Raw genomic sequence first — 25790 nt, 5'->3', positions numbered from 1 at the left:
CCAAGAGTTACTTGATTTTCTATTAATTTAGTTTGCATAGACAATAGGCAAAAGCTCTTACTCTCACCTTACACCATGGCGCACCACAGCAATTCGCGTTCCAGGTATACAGAAGTAGGGCCGTAGCAGCTTCGTTCTGCTATAGTTTCCGGCATTACTTCATCAACCATTGCTGCACCGCACACTTGTCACAAAATGGAACAAAACAAAAAACTCCCGCCCCCACCCATCGCCCGCCTCATCTTCATGAGCCGATGGCTTCAACTGCCCTTGTACCTCGGTTTGATTGTGGCGCAGGGCGTGTACGTTTACCACTTCCTGATCGAACTTTGGCATCTGGTCACGGGCGCCACCAACCACACCCTGGATGAAGCCGGCATCATGCTCGTGGTGTTGGGCCTGATCGACGTGGTCATGATTTCCAACCTGTTGATCATGGTGATCGTGGGCGGCTACGAAACCTTTGTAAGCCGCATGCACCTGGAGAACCATCCCGATCAACCCGAGTGGCTTGATCATGTGAATGCCTCTGTGTTGAAAGTGAAGCTGGCCATGGCGATCATCGGCATTTCCTCCATTCACCTGCTGAAAACATTCATCAACGCTGAACAGTACGATGAAAAAACCATCATCGCGCAGGCATCGATTCATGTGATCTTTTTGCTGTCGGCCGTGGCAATTGCGTACTGCGATAAACTGCTCAATGAATCTGCCGGTCCCAAAAAACATTAAAATAACTGGCTACGCCCCCCCAATCGATCAGGAGCAGTTCATATGACCACAATCAAGCAAGAGGACTTCATTACCTCCATCGCTGATGCCTTCCAGTACATATCCTACTACCATCCCCTGGACTACATCCAGGCGCTGGGCAAAGCCTACGAGCGCGAGGAAAGTGAAGCTGCAAAAGACGCGATTGCTCAAATTCTGACCAACAGCCGCATGTGTGCCGAAGGCAAGCGCCCGATTTGCCAGGACACCGGTATTTCAGTGGTGTTTCTGAAAGTAGGCATGAATGTGCGTTGGGAATCGACCATGAGCGTTTCCGACATGGTCAACGAAGGTGTTCGCCGCGCCTACCTGCACCCGGACAACAAACTGCGCGCATCCGTTTTGCTTGACCCCGCAGGCGCACGCAAAAACAGCAAAGACAACACACCCGCTGTAATTCACTATGAAATTGTGCCCGGCGACGGAGTGGAAGTAATTTGTGCCGCCAAAGGAGGCGGTTCTGAAAACAAAGCCAAAATGGTGATGTTGAATCCATCCGATTCAATCGTGGACTGGGTGCTGAAAACCTTGCCCACCATGGGTGCAGGTTGGTGCCCACCCGGCATTCTGGGCATTGGCATTGGGGGCACACCGGAAAAAGCCATGTTGATGGCCAAGGAAAGCCTGATGGCGCCTTGCGACATTTTTGAGTTGATTGAACGCGGAGCAAGCAACCGCGCCGAAGAATTGCGCCTGGAGCTCTACGAGAAAGTCAACGCGCTTGGCATTGGCGCACAAGGCCTGGGTGGGCTTACCACCGTGCTGGACGTCAAGATCATGGACTACCCAACCCATGCGGCCTCGCTGCCCATCGCGATGATCCCCAACTGTGCAGCCACTCGCCACGTGCATTTTCATTTGCACGGCGACGGCCCCGCCAAGCTGCAAGCACCCAATCTTGAAGACTGGCCGCAAGTCAGCTGGAAAGCCAACACCGAGAAAAGCAAGCGCGTGAACCTGGACACCCTTACCCCTGAGGAAGTGGCCAGCTGGAAACCCGGCCAAACCCTGTTGCTGAATGGCAAAATGTTGACCGGCCGTGACGCCGCCCACAAACGCATTGCAGACATGCTGCAAAAAGGCGAGAAGTTGCCCGTGGATTTCACCAATCGCGTAATTTATTACGTCGGTCCCGTTGACCCGGTTCGCGATGAAGCGGTAGGCCCTGCAGGCCCCACCACCGCCACCCGCATGGACAAATTCACACGCATGATGCTTGAGAAAACCGGACTGATCGCCATGATCGGCAAAGCCGAGCGCGGCCCTTTGGCCATTGAAGCCATTCGCGACAACAAATCAGCCTACCTGATGGCTGTGGGTGGAGCGGCTTACCTGGTGTCCAAGGCGATAGTCAACGCGAAAGTGGTTGGCTTTGAAGACCTGGGCATGGAAGCGATCTACGAGTTCGAGATCAAGGACATGCCTGTTACTGTCGCAGTGGACAGCACCGGCATTTCAGTGCACAACACCGGGCCAAAAGAATGGCAAGCGAAGATCGGAAAAATTCCGGTCAGCGTGGAATAAGAAAAGAAACCTCAGCCCACACTGGCTTTGCGCCACCACCTTGGCAGCGCACAAGCCAGTATGGCCACGGTCAGAAGGGCTGACACTTCGAATCCATACAGGGTGTCACCGGGGTTTTTGTCCACCGGTTCTGGCCAGAACTCAACAGCCGCTTTCACGGTCAAATCAGTGGCCTCGAACGAAACACCCTCGGCCGGAATCAACGAGGCCAACACCTCCGCATCACCAAGCTGTACAGCCAGGCCACCAATGGTCACTGAAAAATCCTCGGCTTCAAGCGTGTTCTGTTTCGACTTGATTTTGGCAATCCGCAACGTCCCTTCCGGGTGCTGAATGCTTTTGGTTTCGCCCAGCAAAAACGAAGCACCCAACACGGGGTCGTGCCCCAACCCCAACACCAGCTCGGCGCCAAACAAATCAGCTTGCAATTCCATTTCCCGCATCAGCTTTGAATACTCGCGTTTCATGTCAAACGACAGAAGAAACTCGTCGTACGCGGAATTTACACCGTACTGTTGTTGAATTTCAGTGGTTTTATCCGGGTGTTTCAGCACAAGATGGCCGTACTCGTGCGCAATTAAAAATGCCAGTTGTTCGCTTGACATGAACTGGATCCGATCCAGCCCAACACTCAAATTGGCCGCGCCCTGTTCGTCAATCCACGTACCCACCATGTCAGTGTTTTGCGTGAAGTGAACCTGCGTGGGAACACCTTCGAAAAAATGATTGTCAAATAACACGCTGAGCTTGAGCACTTCAAGTTCACGCGCAGAAGGCCCGCTTGGGGGCAATGGTGAAGGGGAATGGTTCGCCATTTAAAAACCCTCGCTGAAAAGGCATCCCAAAACAACATTGTGCCCACTCGCCACGCAGACACAAGCGGGAACAAAGCCCGCTTTCCGCGCCAGTTTAATTCATGGACGCCTTGATCTGCTCCAATGCAGTCGGGTCTTCAATGGTGGTCATGTCGCCGGGATCTCGCCCCTCGCACACGGCCTGAATGGACCTGCGCAACAGTTTGCCTGAACGGGTTTTGGGTAACACATTCACGAAATAAACACGCGCGGGCCGGGCCACCGCACCCAACTGCCCATCCACCACTTTCATGATCTCGGCTTCCAGCGTTTTGGATTGTGCTGCATCCAGTGCATCGGCCGATTTCAAAATTGCAAACGCCACGGCCACTTGCCCCTTCACTTGATCCGCCACACCCACCACCGCCACTTCGGCCACTGAGGCGTGGGAAGAAATGCTCTCTTCAATTTCACGCGTGCCCAAACGGTGCCCGGCCACATTGATCACGTCGTCGGTGCGCCCAAGTATGAAGAAATAACCATCTTCATCCCGAATACCCCAATCAAAAGTGGAATACACCTGCCGTGTTTTGAAGCTGGACCAGTAGGTTTTCACAAACCGTTCATCGTCACCCCACACCGTTTGCATGCAACCCGGTGGCAGCGGCCCTTCAATGGCCACCACTCCCTTTTCGTTCACCTTGCAAGGTTGTGCGGTGTCTTCACTCAACACATTCACGTTAAAACCAAACACAGGCACACCGGGGCTGCCCAGCTTGCCGGGCATTTCTTCAATGCCCCGCTGCACAGCCAGAATTGGCCAGCCTGTTTCGGTCTGCCAGTAATTGTCGACAATCGGTTTGCCAATCGCATCAGAAATCCACTGCGAGGTGGTTTCATCCAGCGGCTCGCCAGCAAGGAACAAGGCCTTGAGCGAACTTAAATCGTACTTGCTCAAATAGGCCGGGTCTTGCTTCTTCAGCACACGCACCGCCGTGGGTGCGGAAAACAGCACCGACACCTTGTAATCCTGAACAATCTTCCACCAAATACCGGCATCCGGGCGAATGGGCAAACCTTCATACATCACCGTGGCCATACCTGCCACCAAGGGGCCGTAAACGATGTAGCTGTGGCCCACCACCCAGCCAATGTCGCTGGTGGCGAAAAATGTTTTGCCCGCTTCGCCCATGAAAATGTATTTCATCGACGCAGCCAAAGCCACCGTGTACCCACCTACATCGCGCTGAACGCCCTTGGGTTTGCCCGTTGTGCCACTGGTGTAAAGAATGTAGCTGGTGTCTGTGGCCTGCAACCAGGTTACAGGCACTTTGGCGTTGGCCAGTTCCTTGCGCAAGGCGGCGTAATCCTGATCGCGCCCATTGACCTGATCAAAAGCCACCAAGCCGCGATTCACCATCAACACATTGGCGGGCTTGTGGCTGGCTTTGTTGATCGCCTCGTCCAGCAAGGGTTTGTAAGCCACCACTTTGCCCGCACGCGAACCAGCATCGGCCGACACAATTACTTTGGGTTTTGCATCGTCAATTCGCGAGGCCAGGCTGTGCGATGCAAACCCGCCAAACACCACAGAGTGAATGGCACCGATTCGGGCACAGGCCAACATGGCAAACGTGGCTTCGGGGATCATGGGCATGTAAATCAACACACGATCGCCCTTCTTCACCCCCATCTTCTGCAACATGGCAGCAGCAATTTGCACTTCCTGGTGAAGTTGGCGAAAGGTGTAAGTTTTCTCCTGATTCACTTCAGTGGACACATAGATCAACGCGGGCTTGTCGCCCAACTGGTCAAGGTGGCGGTCCACCGCGTTGTAGCAAAGGTTGGTTTGGCCACCCACATACCAGGCAGCAAACGGTGGTTTGGAATCATCCAGCACCTTGTCGAAGGGTTTGTGCCAATGAATCAAATCGGCCTGACGAGCCCAGAAACCCTTGGGGTTTCGAATTGATTCATCGTACAGGTCCTGATAGGCCCCTCTGGATTGGTATTTCATTTGCTCACCCACAGCACTGTCTCCTTGTTCTGGTTAGACCCAATGTAGGAACTCGCGCTTACGGCACTCTGACTTTACCGAAAAATTATTCTTAAACGAGAACACTTCTTGTTACATAAATGATTACTATTTGATAGACTAATCGAGTTAATTCACAACACTCACCTTCAGGAAAGTCCGAACATCATGAACAACACTTTCAAGAGATTGCTGGTTCTGTCTGTTGCTGGCACGCTGGGTTTCAGCGCAGCCGCACAGGCTGCCGACAAATCCATCAACATTTACTCAGCACGCCATTACGCTGGCGATGAATTGATGTACCAGGAGTTCACAAAACAAACTGGTATTGAAGTCAAGCGCCTTGAACTGAAAGACGAAGCCTTGCTGGAACGCATGCGCAGTGAAGGTGCCCGCAGCCCTGCCGACGTGGTGCTGCTGGTTGATGCTGCACGCCTGGCCGCGGCGCAGGAACAGGGTCTGTTTCAACCTGTCAAATCAAAAACTCTGGCCGAAAAAATTCCGGCGCAGTTCACTGGTGAAAACGGTCTTTGGCACGCATTTTCTTCACGCAGCCGCGTGATCGTGTACAGCAAGGCAAACATCGACCCCAAACTGGCCCAAAACTACGAAGACCTGGCCAAGCCTGCACTGAAAGGCAAAGTGTGCACACGCACAGGTTCACACCCCTACATGTTGTCATTGATGAGCAGCATGATCAGCCACCTGGGCGAGAAAGGCGCCGAAAGCTGGGCCAAGGGCGTGGTTGACAACATGGCACGCAGCCCCAAAGGCGGCGACACCGACCAGATTCGCGCGGTTGCATCCGGTGAATGTGGTGTGGCATTGACCAACAGTTATTACTGGGTTCGCCTGCTGAAATCCGAGAAAGCCGAAGACAAGGAAGTGGTTTCAAAAGTGGGTTTCATCTGGCCCAACCAAAGCAACTACGGTACACACATGAACGTGTCCGGCGCGGCTGTGGCCAAGTACGCACCGAACCGCGAAAGTGCGGTGAAGTTTCTTGAATACCTGGCAAGCGATTCTGCCCAGAAATACTTTGCCAACGGCAACAATGAATGGCCAACTGTACCTGGCGTGAAAGTAAACAACCCGGCGCTTGATTCGCTCGGCCCTTTCAAGCAAGACGTTACCCCTGCCAAAACACTGGCTGCCAACACCGCGCTTTCCCAACAAATCATGGACCGAGTGGGCTACAAGTAAACCCATCCTGTAATTTGCTGACAGGCAACTATCAAAAAGGCCTCACATTTTTTGTGAGGCCTTTTTTGTTCACAAACATGAAAGAAGCTTGTTACACTTCAGAAATCTATGTAACTGACAAGTAAATTGGTGAAAAAAGCAAACAACAAAAACAAAACCATGGCTCAGGGTTCGGAGACGAAAAAACTGGGTACCCGCAAAGTGCCGAAAGAACAAAGGATGATCCAGATCCTTGAGGTCGCGGGCTCTGTCTTCTCTCGTCACGGTTTTCACTCCACCAGCATGGAGCAGATTGCCGAAGGTGCTGGCGTGACCAAACCACTGCTGTACCGCTATTTCGGCTCAAAAGACGCGCTTTACCTGGCCACCATTACGCAGGTGGGCAATCACCTGATGTCGGGCCTGAGCCTGTTGATGGAAAACCCGGATCCCAAAGAACGCCTGAAAATGATCATGCACAGCTTTCTGACCTTTGTGGAGCGTCACCGCGACGGTTGGTCCGTGTTGTACAACGAGGCATTGACAAGTGTTGGCCCGGTCGGTGAAAAGGTGGCGTTTTTCAGAAACAGTTTCATTGAAGCCTCAGCCAAAACCATTGAAGAACTGAACGACCCCTCAAAAGCCAAAAATGGCGACAAAGCAGGAATTCAGGCGGTCGCCTTGGCCAACATCATGGTGGGGGCTGTTGAAGCGGGCGCGCGGTGGTGGATTCAACACCCGGACATTCCGATTCGCGACATGCAGAAGCTGATCGAAACCAGTTTAATGCCAGGGCTTTCTGAGCGATAACTTATCTGGCATTTTCGAAGTCGCGGGTGGAGTTGATGGTGCGGTGAAGGTTTGCAGCGGCGTTACATCATTCTGCCGATTCAAGATCAAGTCGCCCGGCATGATCTGCAGCGAGGGGCGCGCTGCAATCCGAACCAATGCAAATGCAATCAGCCACCAAACACGTCAAGCTTCGATACTTCCCACCATCAGCACTTTCGAATCACGTTCCGCCAGCACTTCAAACTTCGAAGCACCAGCAGCCGTCACATGCTTCACAGCAATACCTGAAGGCAAAAATACCGGCTGCTTGAACGACAAATCAAACTTGCGTGCACGCGAACCCAAACCGGCTTCAACAATGCTCAAGGTTTTCGCTGCAGTCCACATGCCATGCACAATCGCCTGCCTAAAACCGAACATCTTCGCGGTTTGTGCATACAGATGAATCGGGTTGTAATCGTTTGACACCCTGGCGTACTTGCGCCCCTGGTTTTCAGGCACTTTCACGGCAACATACCGTGCCCCCAACGCACTCAATGGCTCAGCAGGTACAGACTTTACAGAGGGCTTTGGCATACCCTTCACCCGGCACAAAATAGTCATCACACTGCTCCAGTGCACTTCCTCGCCCACCAAAAACTGTGTGTGCACATCAAACTCCAAACCCAGCGAAATACTGCGGGTTTCACCCACCCTCACCAACACGTCGTAGGTTGTGCCATATTCCAGCGGCTTGATGCAATCAATGGAATTGTGCAGGTGAACCATGCCCAACATCGGCATGGGGTGTTCCGGGCGGCTTAGCAAAAACATGTGCAGGGGCGAGGCCACCACCTGTGGGGCGGTCAGGGAAATGTCGTCTTCCTTGAAGCCACACACCGCGTTGTACTTTCGTACCCACTCACGATCGATGAACACTTTCTTTACCCGGGCACCCAGGCGTGCAGCCTGTGTGTCGGGTTTTGGCTTTTTATTGGACGTGGTGGCAGCCTTCAGCAACAGCGCCTTGCCATTTGGAAACTCCGACAGCTCGAAAAATTTCGCCGCTGCTTTCAGGGTGTCATTCACGCTCATAATTTCACTTCTCGATAATTGCAGTTACACCAATACCACCGGCTGCACAGATAGAGATCAAGCCCTTGCCGCTGCCTTTCTCATTCAACAACTTGGCCAGTGTGCCAATGATGCGACCACCAGTGGCTGCAAATGGGTGGCCCACGGCCAGCGATCCGCCCTTCACGTTCAGCTTGCTGCGGTCAATCGAACCCAAAGCAGAATCCAGACCCAACTTTTCCTTGCAGAACTTGGGGTCTTCCCATGCCTTCAATGTACACAGAACCTGTGCAGCAAAAGCTTCGTGAATTTCATAGAAATCGAAGTCTTGCAGCTTTACACCCGCTTTCTTCAGCATGCGTGGCACTGCGTAGGCTGGGGCCATCAACAAGCCTTCCTTGCCTGAAACAAAATCAACGCCAATTGTCTCGCTGAATGTGAGGTAAGCCAGTGGCTCAATGCCACGCGCTTTGGCCCAGTCTTCAGAAGCCAGCAACACGGCCGAAGCGCCGTCTGTCAGCGGCGTGGAGTTACCGGCAGTCATTGTGCCCTTGCCGCTTTTGCGATCAAACGCAGGCTGCAAACCTTGCAAACGTTCCACTGAGGAATCGGCACGCAGGTTGTTGTCGCGGGTCAAACCGTTGAATGGCACCACCAGGTCGTCAAAGAAACCTTCTTCGTACGCCTTGGCGGCTTTCAGGTGGCTGCTTACTGCCAGTTCGTCTTGATCTTCGCGTTTAATACCCCAGGTTTGCGCCATTACTTCACAGTGTGCGCCCATGCTCATTTTTGTGCGTGGCTCGGCGTTTGCAGGTGGCAGCGGTGCCAAGTGCTTGGGGCGAATTTTCAACAGGGCAGCCAGCTTGCCTTTGGTGTCGCGGGCGCGGTTGGCTTCCAGCAAAATTTTGCGCAGGCCTTCGCTAACCGCAATCGGTGCATCGGTGGTAGTGTCTACACCACCGGCCATGCCCACTTCAATTTGACCCAAGGCAATTTTATTGGCCACCACAATGGCCGCTTCCAGACCAGTGCCGCAGGCCTGTTGAATGTCGAATGCGGGGGTCATCGGGCTCAAGCCAGAACCCAGTACAGATTCACGGCACAGGGAAAAATCGCGGCTGTGCTTCACCACAGCACCGGCAACCACATCGCCCAGTTCTTCACCGTGCAACTGGAATTTATCGACCACACCGCGGAATGCTGCAGTCAGCATGTCCTGGTTAGACTTGCCAATGTAAGCTGTGTTTGAACGTGCAAATGGAATGCGTGAACCGCCAATAATGGCAACGCGACGACCGTGTTTCATAGAGTGTTCTCCAAATAGTTTTTTAGTTGCAGGCAGCGTAATCGTGTTTACGCGCCCACCAGGTTTTGTCCGCACACACGCAAGGTGGCACCGTTTACACCAGCAGCCAATGGGCTGGCCATGAAGGTCACCGCTTCAGCAATGTCCACTGGCAAACCGCCTTGCGACAGGCTGGACAAACGACGGGCTACTTCGCGGGTTACCACGGGAATGGCCGCTGTCATTTGTGTTTCGATAAAGCCAGGTGCAATCGCGTTGATTGAAATGCCCTTGCCTTCCAGTTGCCTGGCCATGGCATCCACGTAACCAATCACGGCACTTTTCGTGGCTGCGTAGTTGGTTTGGCCTGCGTTACCGGCGATTCCGCCGATGGATGAAATACACACAATGCGTGCATTCGCGCCAAACGCATCGCCTGCAAGTAATTGGTCGTTACAACGAACAATCGCGCCCAGGTTCACGTCCAGCACCATGTCCCATAGGTGGGCAGCCATATTGCGCATCATCTTGTCGCGGGTAATACCGGCGTTGTGCACGATAATATCGATCTTGCCGCTTTTATTAGCCGCACTGTTGGCCTCAACCTTTGCAGCCACAGCGGCCAGCTTTTTGCCAGCGTCGGCGTCAGTAATGTCCAGCGGGCAGGCAATACCGCCAAGGCTGCTCATGGTGGCACCCAGCGTGCTTTCATCTGCAGGGCGGTCTACACCAATCACGGTTGCGCCTTCACGGGCAAGCACCTCAGCAATTGCTGCACCAATGCCGCGTGCAGCACCAGTTACAACGGCCAGCTTGCCGGTCAATGGCTTCTCAGAAAACGCAGCAACTTTTACACCCTTGGGTGCACCAACCACGGGCAATACCTGGCCGGTTACAAATGCGGAATGGGGGCTCAGGAAAAAGCGCAACGCGCCTTCAATGCTGTTTTCAGCGCCGGTTTTCACTTGAATCAAATTGGCTGTGGTGCCATTTTTGCCAGCCTCTTTCGCAAGGCTGCGAATAAAACCGGGCAATGAAGATTGTGCAGTTTCAGCCAACGCGTCTTTGCAATCACCGCGTGGGCGACCAATTACAACAATGCGGCTATTCGATGGCACTTTGCGCAGGCGTGGGTTGAAAAAGTCGTACAACAAGCGCAGGTCGGCCACATTGGCAGCGGCAGTCACGTCGAGCACATACACGTTTTCGGGCACGCCGTTGTCGGCTTGAGAAATGCTCACGTCTACTTTGGCATTGGCAGCGGCTTGCTTGATGCCGTCCAGGCCAGCCAAATCCGCGGACACCTTGATCGATGCACCCATGGCATTCAATGCATTAACCACCGCAGCGGCCACCGGGCCAAATGCACCGGCGCCCACCAAGGCGTTGGCATTGGCCAGTGCTTTTTCAACGTAGCCCGCTTTCGCGCGCTTGAGCATGGGGGGCACGGGCAGGCCCAGTGCGGCGGCAATTTGCTTACCTGTGGAGGTGTGAACAAATTCAAGAATCTTGTCGGCCATGTGTCTCGTCCTTCTTATGGGGGGAATGTCTTTTTTCAGGGCTAAGCATAGCCCAGCAAGACAATGTTACTGTTGCGTAACTTTGGAGTGTATAGAAACTTCGACCGAAAATCGTAGAGGGCTTTCTCTAACCCGGAAAGGTCAGTGGCGCATCGCCGGGTCGCCAAGGAGTTAACTTCACCATGGTTTGCTCCAGCAGATCCGATTCCAGAAATGTGTCCAACCAGTTTTTCAGCGCATCGAAACCGGGTTCGGCATCAAACCATGCCTCGTCGGCAATTCGAAACTGGCGAACAAAAGGCAAAATCGCGTAGTCGGCAAAGCTGGGTTTATTACCAAACAGGTACAGGCCTTGCTGTTCAAGCACCGCATTCCATTGCACCAGAATTTTCTCGCACACGGCGCGGTGTTCAAGCGGGTCACAGGTATAGGTTTCAGTGTCGGTTTTTACATGGTAGCGGTGAGGGTATTTGTAACGGTCCAGGTTGCGTTTGAATTCGCCGTCCAGCAGCGCAATCCATTCATCGCGCTGTTGCTGCTGCCCGGCATTCAGCGTCAACCAGTCGGCCGGAAAATTCTGCGCCACCGCCCAGCGCATCACATCCAGACTTTCGTCAATCACCGTACCATCGGGCAACCACAACACAGGCACAGTGCCCTTCGGTGAAATTTCCAGCATGTGCGCAGGCTTGGCTCGCAGCACCAGTTCACGCACCTCCACCTTGACACCCGCAGCAACAATCGCCAGGCGCGCGCGCATGGCATAGGGGCAACGGCGAAAGGTGTACAGCACCGGCAAGCCAAGCTGGTGATCCAACTCAGTTACTCCACATGCGTTTCTTTTGCTGGCATTTTTCGGCCAATGTGTTTTTCATTGCGCATTTTGGCCAGTTGGATCTGCTTCTGGCGCTCGCCAAAACGCCGCTTCTGATCTTCAGTTAACGAGTCATAGCAATGCGGGCACCCCACGCCCTGAATGTATTTCTCGCTTTGCTTTTCTTCGTCGGTAATTGGCATGCGGCATGCGTGGCAAAGGTCGTAATGCCCCACCTGCAAACCATGGGTGACTGAAACCCGCTGGTCAAACACAAAGCATTCGCCTTTCCACAGGCTTTGCTCTTCCGGCACTTCTTCCAGGTATTTCAAAATACCGCCTTCAAGGTGATACACCGCATCAAACCCCTGCTCCAGCATGTAGGCCGTGGACTTTTCGCAGCGAATACCCCCAGTGCAGAACATCGCAATTTTTTTGGGTCGCTTGTCTGCCGGCAGGTTTTTCAAATTCTTTTCTACCCACTCCGGAAATTCGCGGAACGTGGTGGTGGCAGGGTCAACAGCACCTTCAAAGGTACCAATGGCGTACTCGTAGTTGTTGCGTGTGTCGATCACCAAAGTATCCGGGTCTTGAATCAACGCGTTCCAGTCCGAAGGCTTGACATAGCGGCCAACCAGGCGATTGGGGTCAATACCGTCTTTGCCCATGGTCACAATTTCACGCTTTAACTTCACCTTCATGCGTGTAAAAGCCTGCTCAGGCGCGATGGAATATTTGGGCGACAAGGCCGCAAAGCGGGCGTCGCTCCACAAGAACTTCATCAACGCCACAATACCTTCGCGCGGTGCACTCACCGTGCCGTTGATGCCCTCTTTGGCCAGCAACAAGGTGCCCAAAACTCCGTTTTGGGTGCACACAGCCTCAAGCCGGGGCTTGACCTCCTCGAAATCGGGCAAGCTGACAAACTTGTACAGGGCCGCAACCACGATGTCATCGGATTGTGGAATGGTGTTTTCGGTCATCGCCATGGCAATTCTTTCTAAAAAATAAACTTAGCCTGCTATTGTAACCGAGCACCGGGTTTTGCCCAATCCACCCAAAAACCCAAAGCACCACAGCCTTTGGTAAACTGAATGCATAAGCCGCCATTGCGGCAGCAACACCAACAAAAAGAAAACTCAGCATGAATGCCTTCTGGATTTTGGTCCTTCTGATTCTGGTTTCCGGTTTCTTCGCACTCTCGGAAATGGCCCTTGCATCCAGCCGAAAGTCCAAACTGCAAGCCATGGCCGACGCAGGCAACCCCAAAGCAACAATTGCCCTGCAAATCATGGCCAACCCCAGCCGCCTGCTAGCTGCCACGCAAACCGGCATTACCGCCGCAGCGCTGTTGATGGGTATTTATGGGGAGTCAGCACTCAGCGCGACCTTCCAGCACTATATCGACCTGTACATCCCGACATTGACTGAATGGGCCGATGCCATTTCTTTCACCGTGACCATCGCCTTGGTCACGGGCTTCTCCATCATTTTCGGTGAAATTGTGCCCAAGCGTTTGGCCATTGCCAACCCAGAGGTGGTGGCTGCGTTTTGCGCACCCTTCATGTCGATTTTCCTGAAGGTGCTCAGCCCGGCCATCGCAATGTTATCCAAAGGTTCCGACCTGGTACTCAGCTTCATCCCGTTCAAGGCAGCCCCAGCTGTCAGCACCATTGAAGAAATTCAGGCCTTTCTCGATGAAGGTGCCAAAACCGGCATGCTGGCCCCCGAAGAACGCCACTTGATGAGCAATGTGCTGCGCCTTGAGGACCGCCGCCTGGCCTCGGTCATGACCCCAGTCAGCGACATTGCCTACCTTGATTTGCATGCCCCGCGCGAAGACAACCTGCGTTTGCTGCGTGAAGCGCCGCATTCCATGCTACCCATTTGCAAAGGCAGTTTGCAGCAGGTGATAGGCGTGGCAGAAAGCCACGACATTTTGCAGGCCGCCATGGAAGGCGACATCGACTTCGCAGAAATCCCCCTGCAAAATGCACTGTTCGTTCCTGCATCACTGACGCTGGTCGATCTGCTGCGCACCTTCCGGCAGCAAAAAAATACCTTTGCGTTTGTGGTCAGCGAATTCGGCATGACCGAAGGCATTGTGACCATTGACGACGTACTTTCCAGCGTGGTGGGCGACATGATGCCCATGATGGACACACCCGAAGAAGCATTGGCCGTGAAACGTGAAGACGGCTCTTGGTTGCTCGACGGCCTGCTGCCTATTGATGAAATGAAAACAAAACTGGGAATTCGCGATCTGCCCCAAGAAGACTTGGGCAACTTTCACACCGTGGGTGGGTTTGTGTTGGCCTCGCTGGGTCGAATTCCGAAAAAAACTGAAAAATTCGACTGGAACAACTGGCAGTTTGAAGTGGTGGACGTGGACAGAAACAGGGTGGACCAAGTGCTCGCCACCCCCAACCCATCAAAACCCAGCATTGCTTAATCAATACCTTCGCGTAATCGCCAAAGTGGCCTTGGCTCGAAGCTCTGTGGTCAACTGGCTCAACGCCCAGCGCACCACAGCCACAGTCAATTGATCCGCAACCACACTGCCACCGCGACCCAAAAACTTCATGATCGCCCCAACAACCGCCTTGGCCTCTTCTTTCAGGATGAAAGACTGGGTTGCACACACCATCAGCATTTCAGCCAATCGATCCATCGCCTCGGCACAGCCGTCGAAGAATCGCTGTGTGGTCAGCAACGCGGTCTGCGAAATTTTGCTGCACAGCTTATAAATGGCCTGACCAATCAACACCAACAACTGACCACTGAACAATAGACCGGCACCAAGAATCTTGATTGAATCGTCCAGCGTTTCATTGAACGCACCAACCCTGACCATGGGCTGCTTTATATCCGCCCAGGTTTTATTCGGATGATTCATAGGCACGGCATACCCCGGCTTGTTCGGGTCGGTGGAATGGGCCTCGAAATTGATCAGGTTTCCGCCTGCGTGCGTAATGTAGGTGTCGTCTTTCACCGCTGCATGGCAGTATGGAAACACCGGGATCATGGCCACCGGGTCAAACCGGTTGGCAACCCGATACACGCGGCCTTTCAATTTCGATTCAAGGTCTTGGGCAAAAGGGTAATGCCCTACCCGTGGTGCTCCCAAGGTGTACAGGCAAACCCTGTAACCCCGTTCATGCAACAAGGCCGCATTCAGGTTGGCCAAGGCACCGCCCAAACTGTGGCCTACACAGTGAATAACCGCCGGTGGTGGCCCCACCTGCCGAAGCAGGGTATCCAACTGGGTTCGATATGAATTGAACGTGTCGTTAAAACCAGCGTGAACCAACTTGCTGCTTGGCCCCATGGCAACGCCCACATTCAGGTTGCTCAGCCAGTCAGGAGCAATGTCGGTGCCACGCGTAACCAACACATATTCGCTTGCACCCAGGCTTTGCTGCCTGGCCAAAAACCCAAAACCAGTGGATGCAGTTAAAAACTGAAGCGATTGCGGGGTGAACCGAACACCGGTTCGACCTTTGAAGGCGTTCAAGGTGACTGGATCGAAGGGGGCTTTGATGCCGGGGAACTGGACATTACTCCGCTTTTCATACAAACGTTGCATCGCAGGTTGCGATTGCACGCGTATTTGATACACCGAGGCCGCCAAAAAATACACCTCAAATGGCGAAAGAATCATCATGGCTGTATCCTCTCGCATTCGACCAACAAGGTACCTTCGAAGAGCCTGGAATTTTGTAGATCACACTTTAAAACCCGGGTTGACTCTGGCAGCTTCAAGTGACTGGAACTTCCCGATATATCAACGCTGTAGCTTTTTCCTTGGAACTCAGCACCAATTTCCATAACGATCCCCGGCTGGTAAAAAAGCCTCGTCAAAAATCCGGTGCTTATTTCCCCGGTAATTTTCGGGAAAACAAAGCGTCCGTTTTCGTCGGTTTTCACCGTCAACACGCGTGGGGGTGCCTTGTTTTCTTCGTAATTCCAATAAAGGGTTTGGATTAATTCAAGATCAGAAACAGGCTTGCCTGAATTCAATATTTGACCTTCGATTGCAGGCCACAAAAGGACTTTTTCAGTTGCCATGGCACATGAATGAATGAAAGGAATGAATGCCAGCAAATACATGATGACGTGATTTCTGACAGCTTGCATTTCGTGATGCTCGCGACATGCGATCCGAGTCGAAACGATGCACTATGTCTGAAACAGTCCCAGAAATGCAAAGCCCCACCCCATAGAGTTAACTATTGGGTGAGGCTTTGTTGAACCTGTCAATATGACTACTTACTGAATAACGCCCGTGAGGCCTTTGGGCATCGGAAAGGCAATGTTTTCTTCCACCCCCTCCATATTGCGCACCGACAAGGCACCCCAGTCTTTCAAGCGCTTCACCACGCCTTGAACCAGGTGTTCAGGCGCTGAGGCACCCGCAGTCAAACCAATGTGCTTTACACCTTCAAACCAGTTTCGCTCCAGGCTGTCTGCGTTCTCAATCAACTTGGCAGGAACACCCAGCTTCTCGGCCACTTCGCGCAAACGGTTCGAATTTGAGCTGCTGGGGCTACCCACCACCAACACCAAATCCACTTGGCGGGCCATGAATTTCACGGCATCCTGCCGGTTTTGCGTGGCGTAGCAAATGTCCGCTTTTTTCGGTTCACGAATGTCAGGAAATTTTGCTTTCAGCGCCGCAATCACTTTTGAAGCATCATCCACGCTCAAGGTAGTTTGGGTAACAAAAGCCAGTTGCGTGCCCGCTGCAATGTCCAGCTTGGTCACATCGTCTTCGGTTTCCACCAAGTAAATACCGTCTTTCACCTGCCCCATGGTGCCTTCCACCTCGGGGTGGCCCGTGTGGCCAATCATGATGATTTCGCAACCCTGCGCACGCATTTTGCTGACCTCGACATGCACCTTGGTCACCAACGGGCATGTGGCATCAAACACCTTCAATCCAAGACCTTCGGCTTGTGCGCGCACATCTTGCGACACACCATGGGCGGAAAACACCACCGTGGAACCGGTGGGCACATCTTCCAGTTCATCCACAAAAATTGCGCCCTTGTTGCGCAAGTCTTCAACCACCGTTTTGTTGTGAACAATTTCGTGCTTCACATAAATGGGCGAACCAAACTGCTGCAGCGCGCGTTCCACAATTTCAATGGCGCGGTCAACACCAGCACAAAACCCTCGCGGTTGGGCCAAACTGATTTCCATACTCACCTCACAACACCCCGATCAATTGAACTTCAAAGGTCAGCGCCTTGCCAGCCAGGGGGTGGTTAAAGTCAAACAAAATATCGTCTTCACGCTCTTCCACCACGGTGCCTGCAAACTGGCCGCCATCGGGCGCGGGGAAATGCACGAACTCACCCGGCTCAAACGTGGTGCCCTCTTCGGCGTACTTCGACAGCAAAGCCTTGCTGACCGGGCGGTACAAATCGGGATTGGTGTCGCCGTAGCCGCTACCGGCCGGCAGCGTGAACATGTCTCGCTGGCCCGCCTGCATGCCAAACAGGCAACGCTCAAGTCCTTCGGCCAACTGGCCGGCACCAATCGACAGCGTGGCGGGTTTGTCCTCAAACGTGGACACTATCACTTGCTGGCTTTCAGCCAAGCGAATTCGGTAATGCAGCGTCACGAATGAAGATTCGTTCACCACGGGCTTGGGCTGTACTGCATCGCTCATTTCAACATCCTGAAATCATTTCAAAAACGGCTCTATTCTACGCCTTTGCACGTCGGTCAGCATCCCACAGCGTCAGTCACGGTCATCGACGCTGCACAACAGGATGTTTAACATTGCAAGGCGCTGACAGAGCACACACAATGCGTCCATTGGGCAATGGCCAGCACCCCGCGATTGATCGACTATTCAAGAAAGGAGTTCCCGTTAATGGCATTTAATTCAGAGAATCACCCCGGCGTACACACAGAAGTGCCGAACGCCACGCGTGGCTTTGTGCTCAACCACACCATGTTGCGCGTGAAGGACCCTGCCGTGTCGCTCGATTTTTACACACGTGTCATGGGCATGCGCGCCCTGCGCAAGCTCGACTTTCCGGAAATGAAATTTTCACTGTATTTTCTTGCACGAACGGACAAACGCAACCCGGTGCCGGAAGACCAGGGCGAGCGAACCGCATGGACCTTCAGTCAGCAAGGCATTCTGGAACTTACGCACAACTGGGGCACAGAAACCGATCCGGAATTCCAGTACCACGACGGGAACCAGCAGCCACAGGGCTTTGGCCATATCTGCTTTTCGGTGCCTGACCTGCCCGCTGCAATCCGCTGGTTCGATGAAAACCAGGTCCCTTACGTGAAGCGCCCGGAACAGGGCAACATGAAAAACGTTGCCTTCATCAAAGACCCGGACGGATACTGGATCGAAATCGTGCAGCCATCACTGCTGCACAACCTGGGCAAGCCCGCATAAGAAGGCGCCAGCACGCCCGAGCCAAGGAACTCGCTTGGCACGAAAGCCACTCAGTGGCTTTCAGGTTTATTCCATGAGCATTCAAAGCTGGCCCAAACATGACCGCCCCCGCGAGCGACTTATCAAACAGGGCGCACAGGCACTTTCCGATGCCGAATTGCTGGCTATTTTCCTGCGCACAGGCCTGCCCGGCAAAAGCGCAGTGGATTTGGCCCGGGAAATGATCAACCAGTTCGGTGGCCTTCAAAACCTGAACCGCGTGTCACTGGCTGAATGGGTTCAAATTCGGGGTCTTGGCGAAGCCAAATACGCCCAACTGCGCGCCTGCCTGGAAATGGCCAAACGTTGTTTAAGCCATGAATTACAGGAAAAGCCCAATTTACTTGGCAACCCCGACCTGTTTGAGCAGTTTGTGCGGGCTCAAATAGGCCTGAGCGACGTTGAAAACTTTCTGGCAATTGCCCTGGACAGCCAATTGAAAGTGCTGGACCACAAGGTGCTGTCCAGCGGCACTGTGAACAAAACCGCCGTTTTTCCGCGTGAAGTGCTGAAATTTGCCATACACAACAATGCCCCGCGCATCATGGTGGCCCACAACCACCCCAGCGGTTGTTGCACGCCCAGCAGCGCCGACGATCGCCTGACCCGCGAGCTTTGCTCAGCCTTGGCACTGGTTGATATAGAATTGGTGGACCATTTGGTGGTTGGCCCCAGCTGCGGGTATTCATATCGACTCAACAATCGCCCACCTTTTTGATTTTTTCCGCAAAAAAGGCTGGGCAAAAGAATAGTAATTGGTTACAATCTTGGACTTCGCCGCAAATCCATGGCTTTTCAATTCATGCCGTGTGGTTTTGCAGATACACTAATTTGCTGAATTTTTTGGGGTCATCATGGCTCGCGTATGTCAAGTAACGGGTAAGCGCCCGATGGTTGGAAACAAAGTTTCCCACGCCAACAACAAAACAAAACGTCGTTTCCTGCCTAACTTGCAGTCACGCAAGTTCTGGGTTGAAAGCGAAAACCGCTGGGTTCGCCTGCGTCTAACTAATAACGCCCTGCGCACTATCGACAAAAACGGCATTGATGCTGTTTTGGCCGATCTTCGTGCACGTGGCGAAATCTAAGCAGGAGTAAATCATGGCTAAAGGTGGTCGCGAAAAAATCAAACTCGAATCTTCTGCTGGTACTGGTCATTTCTACACAACGACCAAAAACAAGCGCACGAAGCCCGAGAAAATTGAAATCATGAAATACGATCCAGTGGTTCGTAAGCATGTGTCATACAAAGAAACCAAGCTGAAGTAATTCATTTACTTTCGCTGTTTCTACAAAAAACCCGCTACTGAAATTCAGAGCGGGTTTTTTGTTGGCTGCTCGTTTGCCGTTATGACGAAAGGCACACCCCCCTTGCATTCGCGAAGTCGCATGCTGAAAACGGCCTAGTGGCTTGCGGCTTCGGCGCGAATTAAGCCATCAGTCATACCCCGGCGCAAGTTGGCATTCTGCGCGGAAGGTTTGGGTGCCCCATCGCCTTGCCGGATTTGCAAGGTGATATAGCACCCGAACCAATCAAAGCGCTGATGCCAAAACAAAAAAGCCGCTGGTTTTCACCAGCGGCTTTCTTAAACCAACACATCGCAAATATCAAGCCGCGTAGCGACGGATCCGAATCGACATCTCTTCCAGCCAGCGAATGCCGCTTTGCTCAGCACGTTCGCACCAGGCTTGAAGCTGAACCAACATTTGCTCTCGGCTCAAGTTGGTTTTTTCCCAAATCTGACGAAGCTCAGCACGCATTTCAACCAGCGTATTGATCATCTTGGATTGCGCACACAACTGAGCCAACTCGGCACGCTGCACATCACACAACTTGCTTTCATCGATCGACAACAGCTTGGTGCCCTTGGACAGCACTTGAAGTTCTTGTGCATTGACCGCTTTTTGCTTCAATGCTGCAGCTTCAGAACGGAAGGCCTTGCGCATCGAACTGGCATAACGCGCCATCACGTCGTACCGATGATTCACCACTGCCTGAACTGTCGCCAGGCTAAGCACTGGATTGCTTTCAGATGAAAACTTGGGCGACTCTGCAACCTTCTTCACCTTGGCCAAACCAAGGAAGCTGAACATCTTGATGTACACCCAGCCAATGTCAAACTCATACCACTTGGAACTCAGCTTGGCCGACGTGGCATGGGTGTGGTGGTTGTTGTGTAGTTCCTCACCACCGATCAAAATGCCGATGGGTGAAATATTGCGGCTTGCATCGGGACAATCGTAATTGCGGTAGCCCCAGTAGTGGCCAATGCCGTTGATGACACCTGCGGCCAGCACGGGAATCCACAACATTTGAATGGCCCAAATACTTACACCAGGAAAACCAAACAGTATAAAACTAAGCACCAGGGTAAAACCAACACCCTGCCACGGGAAACGCTCGTACACCTGAAATTCCAGCCAATCGCTGGGCGTGCCGTGGCTGTACTTGGCCAGGGTTTCCGCATTTTTGGATTCCGAGCGATACAATTCCGCACCGCGCCAGAATACGGTTTTCAAACCACGGGTTTGTGGGCTGTGCGGGTCATCAGGTGTTTCACACTTGGCGTGGTGCTTGCGGTGAATCGCAGCCCATGCGCGGGTGCTCATGCCGGTAGTCAACCACAGCCAGGCGCGGAAGAAGTGTGCCAGCGCAGGGTGTACTTCCAGAGCACGGTGAGCCTGGCAACGGTGCAGGTACACAGTTACGGCCACAATGGTGATGTGGGTCACAATCAGGGTGTAAATCACCATTTGGCCAATGCTTGCGCCAGTAATTCCCGAGGTTAAAAATTCAATCATATTCACCAACTCTCAACAGGTCGTATTACAAAGGTTACGGCCGTCTCAATTTGCTTCTGAAGGAGCCGCATCATATTTTCAGTGTACAAGTGTACTTTTAAAGCCGGAACACATTTGGAATTTATATTCAGTTCAGGCTTTGGAACGTTGTAACACTGCTGCAAAAAAGCCGTCGGATTCACCATCTTCCGGCCACAATCGAAGCATGTCGTCAGTCGTGTTCGCCTTGACAGGCCGTTCTCCGGGGTTCAACACTTCGGTCCAGCGGCGAAGCCGGAATTCCGGGTGACTTTCCAGGAACGCATTGACAATGTCTTCATTTTCATCGCGAAGAACACTGCAAGTGATGTAAACAAGCCGACCATCGGGCTTCACCAATTTGGCTGCATGCTCGATGATGGATTTTTGCTTCGCGGTCAATTCTGACAGACTCTGTAAGTTCTGTCTAAACTTAAGATCCGGGTTACGCCTTAAGGTTCCCATGCCACTGCACGGCACATCGGTTACCACACGGTCGGCTTTGCCGAAATACTTGTTCAGGCGCGGGTCAGTTTCGTCGTTGATCACCATGGTGTAGAAGTTGCTCAAACCCGAGCGGGCCGCACGGGGCTTGAACTTCACCAAACGCTTTTCTGATGTATCCAGCGCAACAATGCGGCCTGTGTTCTTCATCTGCGCACCAATCGCCAGGGTTTTGCCACCAGCGCCCGCACAAAAGTCAACGACCAAATCGCCACGGCGCGGTGCCACCAAGCGGCTTACCCACTGGCTACCGGCGTCCTGCACCTCAAAATAGCCTTCCTGAAAAATCTCGGTTTTGCCAACAATGGGCTTGCCCACTGCGCGCAAGCCTTCGGGCAGGCCTTCAATCGGGTTCACTTGAACACCCATGTTCGTCAGCGCGGCCAACAAGTCGACAACACTGGTTTTAACGGTGTTCACCCGCAAATCAAGTGGGGCGGCACTAAGCACTGCCTGCGAAAAGGTTTCTGCACGCGCCTGCCCAAACTGCTCGGCCAACCTGGTGTAAAACCACTCCGGCAAACAGGTGCGGGCTTCAACACCCAGGTCATCAGCGGAAATGTTGATTACACGGCTTAGCCATTCATTGTCAGCCTGCTTGCCAGCAGACCAGATTTGCTCGGGCGCACCCGACCACAGCAGGGCCAATTTGGCCTGACGCACCACGGAAGGGCCTTCGCCAGCCTGCGCCAAGTGGTTGATTCGATAGCGATAGCGCAGCCAGCAATACACAGCCTCGGCCACCATTGGGCGGTCACGCCCACCCAATTCCGGGTGATCCTTGAAAAAACGGGAAATTGCGGCGTCGGCGGGGCCCTCAAACTGTGCCAGCAGGTCGATCAATTGCGCCACCGTGCTGACCAGGCCATAGCGGGATTGCGCGCCCTGGCGCTCTACCTTGCTGTCGCGACGGTTGCTTGGTTTGCGAAAAGGGGTGTTTTTAGTTGACCCGGCCATATTGAATATCCTGATTATTGAATTGCATGAACCAAAGGCAAGGTCAAAGTACCTTCCAGCCTTCCATTCACTGTTTTAATTCGCCCGCTGGCCAAAGCCGACAAAGCACGGGGATAAATTTGATGCTCCAGTTCAAGCACGCGCGCAGCGAGTGTTTCTGCTGTGTCGCCCGGCAACACCCTTAGCATGGCTTGATCCACAATGGGGCCATGGTCCAGAGCGGGGGTCACCAGGTGCACGGTAACGCCATGCACACGCACACCTGCATCCAGGGCCTGCTGATGGGTTCTAAGGCCAGGAAACGCAGGCAACAGCGAAGGGTGAATGTTCACCAAACGCCCCAAATAGCGGTTCACAAAACTTTCAGTCAGCACCCGCATGAAACCAGCCAGCACAACCCAATCAGGCTGATACTGGTCGATCAAACCGGCCAACGCGGCATCAAAGGCCTCGCGGCTTGCATATTCAGTGTGATCAAGAACGGCTGTATCCAGCCCGGCCGATTGCGCCAAAGCCAGGCCAGCCGCTGCTGGGCGGTTGGAGATGACTGCACGAATTTGGTAGGCCCCGGTCTGTTTGGCGTGATTGATCAGGGCATTCAAGTTTGAACCCCGCCCCGAGATCAAAATGACGACGGAAGGTGTGGAATTTTGCATGGCGCGAGTTTATCACTGTGCGGGCAAAAAAGCCCTATTTTTCACCATTCAGGCCTTATAATGGTCGGTTGTTTTGCAACCGCTCAAGAGCCGACACACTCGGTATGAAAATCATTCGCCGCCCCCGGCCACATACATTTGCCAAGGGCACTGCGCTCACCATTGGAAACTTCGACGGCGTTCACTCCGGCCATGCCGAGTTGTTCCGCCGCGTGGTGGCCGCTGCGCACGCGCAAGGTTTGGTACCCACGGTGGTTACGCTGCACCCGCACCCCAAGGAATTTTTCAGTTCCAGCTTCAAGCTAGACCGAATTTCCACCCTGCGGGATCGAATCATTGAAATGAAGCGCTGCGGCATTGAACAAGTGTGCGTTCTGCCCTTTGACAACGCCATGGCCGCACTCAGCCCGCAGGCCTTTGTGCAGGAAGTGCTGTTGAACCAGCTCAATGCCAAACAGGTGTGGGTGGGCGACGACTTCCGCTTTGGTGCAAAACGCGCAGGCGACTTCACCTTGCTGAAAGCCTTGGGCGATGCACATGGTTTTGTGGTCAACGACCTGGCCGAGGTGCAACGAAATGGCGCACGGGTTTCCAGCTCCAATATTCGAGAGGCATTGAAGGCGGGTGATGTGCCCCGCGCCACCGACATGCTGGGTCACCCCTTGGTGTATTCTGGCCACATTGTCCACGGCAAAAAACTGGGCCGCACGCTGGGCTTTCCCACCATGAACCTGCGAATCCCAGGTCGAGCCAGCGCACTGACCGGTATTCTGGCCGTCTGGGTGCATGGAATTGAAGAAACTCCATTACCCGCCGTGGCCAGCATGGGCGTACGCCCCACGGTAGAACATTCAGATCAAATTTTGCTGGAAACATTTATTCCAGACTGGCAAGGCAATGCGTATGGCAAGTTGCTGCGCATCGAAGTGTTGGCGCACATTCGCCCGGAACAACACTTCGATTCGCTCGACCTCATGGTGACCCAGATGCACAAGGACACCGACAAAGCCATGGCCCTGCTGGCCGCCAACAAACCCCGGATTTCAAATACAGGCTGTTAACCCGACATGGATTACAAGAACACACTGAACCTGCCAGATACACCCTTTCCGATGCGCGGCAACCTGCCCGCGCGTGAACCCAACTGGGTTGAGAAGTGGTGCAAGGAAGACTTGTACCAAGCCATTCGCAATGCAAAAGCGGGCAAACCAAAATTTGTGCTGCACGATGGCCCACCCTATGCGAACGGCGACATTCACATTGGCCATGCGGTCAACAAGATCCTGAAAGACATCATTGTGAAGTGCCGCTGCCTGGCTGGTTACGATGCACGTTATGTACCGGGTTGGGACTGCCATGGCATGCCCATTGAAATTCAAATTGAAAAAACCCATGGCAAGGGCAAGCCCACACTGGAAGTTCAGGAAAAAAGCCGCGCCTACGCCGCCGAGCAAATTGAACGCCAGAAAAAAGACTTCATTCGCCTGGGCGTGCTGGCGGATTGGGAGAACCCTTACAAAACCATGAACTTTGGCAATGAAGCGGACGAACTTCGCGCCTTGGGCAAAATCATGGAGAAGGGCTATGTGTTCCGTGGGCTGAAACCGGTGAACTGGTGTTTCGATTGCGGCTCCGCTTTGGCTGAAGCCGAAGTGGAATACAAAGACAAGCAAGACATCGCGGTTGATGTGGGCTTTGCGTTCAACGAAGCAAACCTAGGGAAATTGGCCACCGCATTCAATGTGCCGTTGGCCACCTTGCAGGCCAAACCCGGTCAACTGGTGATCTGGACCACAACACCGTGGACCCTGCCCGCCAACCAGGCGCTGAACATGCACCCGGAACTGGTGTACAGCCTGGTGGATGTGGGCAGCAAATTCCTGCTGCTGGCGCAGGAACGTGTGAAGCCTTGCCTTGACAGCTACGAACTGGAAGGCACTGAGATTGCCACCACCAAGGGTGCAACCCTGCAAGGCATCGCATTTCACCACCCGTTTTACGACCGGTTAAGCCCTGTGTATTTGGCAGATTATGTCAGCACCGACACGGGCACAGGCATTGTGCATTGCTCACCTGCCTACGGCGTGGACGACTTTTTGACCAGCAAAGCGTATGGCTTAAAAGACGCCGACATCATCAACCCGGTGACGGGCAATGGTGTGTACGCTGATTCCCTGCCCTTCTTCGGTGGGCTGCACATTTGGAAGGCCAATCCGCTGATTGTTGAAAAAATGCTCGAAGTGGGCGCGCTTATCAAACAGGTTAAATTTGGCCACAGCTACATGCACTGCTGGCGCCACAAAACCCCCATCATTTACCGCGCCACATCGCAGTGGTTCGCAGGCATGGACGTTCAATCCAACGACGGTTCCGGCAGCCTGCGCGAAAAAGCACTGGCCGGCGTGGAAGCCACCGAATTTTTCCCAGCATGGGGCAAGGCGCGGCTGCACGCCATGATCGCAAACCGCCCAGACTGGACCCTGTCGCGCCAGCGCCAATGGGGCGTGCCCATGGCATTTCTGGTTCACCGCGAAACTGGCGAACTGCACCCACGCACGCCTGAACTGATCGAGACCATTGCCCAGATGATCGAGAAAAAAGGCATTGAGGCCTGGCAACA

At 53.5% G+C, this 25790-nt stretch carries 25 protein-coding genes; 11 read left to right on the top strand and 14 right to left on the bottom strand.

The features are described from left to right. The first annotated feature begins 195 nt into the window (after positions 1-195). A complete protein-coding gene (locus tag V7028_RS06985) occupies positions 196-732 on the top strand; it encodes a TIGR00645 family protein (protein ID WP_334119370.1) in 537 nt (178 codons plus the stop codon). Between the two features lie 42 nt (positions 733-774). Beyond that, a complete protein-coding gene (locus V7028_RS06980; protein ID WP_334119369.1) occupies positions 775-2295 on the top strand; it encodes a fumarate hydratase in 1521 nt (506 codons plus the stop codon). Positions 2296-2306: 11 nt separating this feature from the next. Here V7028_RS06980 and V7028_RS06975 read toward each other — a convergent pair whose 3' ends face one another. Together V7028_RS06975 and V7028_RS06970 are read right to left on the bottom strand one after the other, a co-directional pair. Next, complete coding sequence (locus V7028_RS06975; RefSeq protein WP_334119368.1) at positions 2307-3110, bottom strand: M48 family metalloprotease; 804 nt, start codon at positions 3108-3110, stop codon at positions 2307-2309. A gap of 94 nt (positions 3111-3204) precedes the next feature. Continuing rightward, positions 3205-5106 carry a propionate--CoA ligase gene (locus tag V7028_RS06970; protein WP_334119367.1) on the bottom strand — a complete coding sequence of 634 codons (1902 nt, stop codon included), beginning with the start codon at positions 5104-5106 and terminating at the stop codon, positions 3205-3207. A 186-nt stretch (positions 5107-5292) separates the two neighbouring features. Between V7028_RS06970 and V7028_RS06965 the strand changes: the two genes are divergently transcribed. Continuing rightward, a complete protein-coding gene (locus V7028_RS06965; RefSeq protein ID WP_334119366.1) occupies positions 5293-6327 on the top strand; it encodes an extracellular solute-binding protein in 1035 nt (344 codons plus the stop codon). A 219-nt stretch (positions 6328-6546) separates the two neighbouring features. Beyond that, on the top strand, positions 6547-7116 hold the full coding sequence (locus V7028_RS06960) for a TetR/AcrR family transcriptional regulator (protein WP_334119365.1): 570 nt from the start codon (positions 6547-6549) through the stop codon (positions 7114-7116). 165 nt (positions 7117-7281) lie between these two features. On the opposite strand, the gene V7028_RS06955 is transcribed toward V7028_RS06960, so the two are convergent. The 5 genes from V7028_RS06955 to trhO all read right to left on the bottom strand — a co-directional run bounded on the left by V7028_RS06955 (position 7282) and on the right by trhO (position 12759). Beyond that, positions 7282-8172, bottom strand: a complete 891-nt coding sequence (locus V7028_RS06955) for a MaoC/PaaZ C-terminal domain-containing protein (protein ID WP_334119364.1) — start codon at positions 8170-8172, stop codon at positions 7282-7284. Between the two features lie 4 nt (positions 8173-8176). Then, positions 8177-9457, bottom strand: a complete 1281-nt coding sequence (locus V7028_RS06950) for an acetyl-CoA C-acetyltransferase (RefSeq protein WP_334119363.1) — start codon at positions 9455-9457, stop codon at positions 8177-8179. Between the two features lie 47 nt (positions 9458-9504). Continuing rightward, the gene (locus V7028_RS06945; RefSeq protein ID WP_334119362.1) at positions 9505-10956 is read right to left on the bottom strand and encodes a 3-oxoacyl-ACP reductase; all 1452 of its coding nucleotides are present in this window, start codon (positions 10954-10956) and stop codon (positions 9505-9507) included. Positions 10957-11083: 127 nt separating this feature from the next. Next, positions 11084-11773: a glutathione S-transferase gene (locus tag V7028_RS06940; RefSeq protein ID WP_334119361.1), complete on the bottom strand. Its 690-nt coding sequence runs from the start codon at positions 11771-11773 to the stop codon at positions 11084-11086. 5 nt (positions 11774-11778) lie between these two features. Next, a complete protein-coding gene (trhO, locus tag V7028_RS06935; RefSeq protein WP_334119360.1) occupies positions 11779-12759 on the bottom strand; it encodes an oxygen-dependent tRNA uridine(34) hydroxylase TrhO in 981 nt (326 codons plus the stop codon). A gap of 155 nt (positions 12760-12914) precedes the next feature. Between trhO and V7028_RS06930 the strand changes: the two genes are divergently transcribed. Then, entirely contained in the window at positions 12915-14222 is a 1308-nt protein-coding gene (locus tag V7028_RS06930; protein WP_334119359.1) for a hemolysin family protein, read from the top strand. Here V7028_RS06930 and V7028_RS06925 read toward each other — a convergent pair whose 3' ends face one another. The 4 genes from V7028_RS06925 to V7028_RS06910 all read right to left on the bottom strand — a co-directional run bounded on the left by V7028_RS06925 (position 14223) and on the right by V7028_RS06910 (position 17444). Then, entirely contained in the window at positions 14223-15434 is a 1212-nt protein-coding gene (locus V7028_RS06925) for a lipase family protein (RefSeq protein ID WP_334119358.1), read from the bottom strand. Beyond that, positions 15431-15907: a DUF6795 domain-containing protein gene (locus V7028_RS06920; protein WP_334119357.1), complete on the bottom strand. Its 477-nt coding sequence runs from the start codon at positions 15905-15907 to the stop codon at positions 15431-15433. The genes V7028_RS06925 and V7028_RS06920 overlap by 4 nt, the downstream gene beginning before the upstream one ends. A 132-nt stretch (positions 15908-16039) precedes the next feature. Next, entirely contained in the window at positions 16040-16972 is a 933-nt protein-coding gene (gene ispH, locus V7028_RS06915) for a 4-hydroxy-3-methylbut-2-enyl diphosphate reductase (protein ID WP_334119356.1), read from the bottom strand. A 7-nt stretch (positions 16973-16979) separates the two neighbouring features. Continuing rightward, positions 16980-17444, bottom strand: coding sequence for an FKBP-type peptidyl-prolyl cis-trans isomerase (locus tag V7028_RS06910; protein ID WP_334119355.1), 465 nt, complete (start codon positions 17442-17444; stop codon positions 16980-16982). 207 nt (positions 17445-17651) lie between these two features. Here V7028_RS06910 and gloA point away from each other — a divergent pair, with 207 nt between their 5' ends. From gloA to rpmG, 4 genes are all read left to right on the top strand, one after another. After that, the gene (gloA, locus tag V7028_RS06905) at positions 17652-18194 is read left to right on the top strand and encodes a lactoylglutathione lyase (RefSeq protein ID WP_334119354.1); all 543 of its coding nucleotides are present in this window, start codon (positions 17652-17654) and stop codon (positions 18192-18194) included. Positions 18195-18228: 34 nt separating this feature from the next. After that, entirely contained in the window at positions 18229-18951 is a 723-nt protein-coding gene (radC, locus tag V7028_RS06900) for a RadC family protein (protein ID WP_334119353.1), read from the top strand. A gap of 136 nt (positions 18952-19087) precedes the next feature. Continuing rightward, positions 19088-19321, top strand: coding sequence for a 50S ribosomal protein L28 (gene rpmB, locus V7028_RS06895; RefSeq protein WP_008253404.1), 234 nt, complete (start codon positions 19088-19090; stop codon positions 19319-19321). 13 nt (positions 19322-19334) lie between these two features. After that, positions 19335-19502 (top strand): 50S ribosomal protein L33, encoded by a 168-nt coding sequence (gene rpmG, locus V7028_RS06890; protein WP_008253405.1) that lies wholly within the window; start codon positions 19335-19337, stop codon positions 19500-19502. A 339-nt stretch (positions 19503-19841) separates the two neighbouring features. Here the strand turns inward: rpmG and V7028_RS06885 are convergent, their stop codons facing one another. The 3 genes from V7028_RS06885 to purN all read right to left on the bottom strand — a co-directional run bounded on the left by V7028_RS06885 (position 19842) and on the right by purN (position 23170). Continuing rightward, positions 19842-21035 (bottom strand): DesA family fatty acid desaturase, encoded by a 1194-nt coding sequence (locus tag V7028_RS06885; protein WP_334119352.1) that lies wholly within the window; start codon positions 21033-21035, stop codon positions 19842-19844. 132 nt (positions 21036-21167) lie between these two features. Then, complete coding sequence (locus V7028_RS06880) at positions 21168-22514, bottom strand: RsmB/NOP family class I SAM-dependent RNA methyltransferase (protein WP_334119351.1); 1347 nt, start codon at positions 22512-22514, stop codon at positions 21168-21170. Positions 22515-22528: 14 nt separating this feature from the next. Then, positions 22529-23170, bottom strand: a complete 642-nt coding sequence (gene purN, locus V7028_RS06875) for a phosphoribosylglycinamide formyltransferase (protein ID WP_334119350.1) — start codon at positions 23168-23170, stop codon at positions 22529-22531. Between the two features lie 104 nt (positions 23171-23274). Between purN and V7028_RS06870 the strand changes: the two genes are divergently transcribed. Then, positions 23275-24231, top strand: a complete 957-nt coding sequence (locus V7028_RS06870; RefSeq protein ID WP_334119349.1) for a bifunctional riboflavin kinase/FAD synthetase — start codon at positions 23275-23277, stop codon at positions 24229-24231. A gap of 6 nt (positions 24232-24237) precedes the next feature. After that, the coding region (locus V7028_RS06865; protein ID WP_334119348.1) for an isoleucine--tRNA ligase at positions 24238-25790 on the top strand (1553 nt) is incomplete at its 3' end.

The sequence above is a fragment of the Limnobacter sp. genome, from assembly GCF_036846585.1.
Lineage (GTDB): Bacteria > Pseudomonadota > Gammaproteobacteria > Burkholderiales > Burkholderiaceae_B > Limnobacter.
The sequence above is the reverse complement of the archived record's forward strand: the minus strand, read 5'-3'. Positions and strand labels throughout refer to the sequence as shown.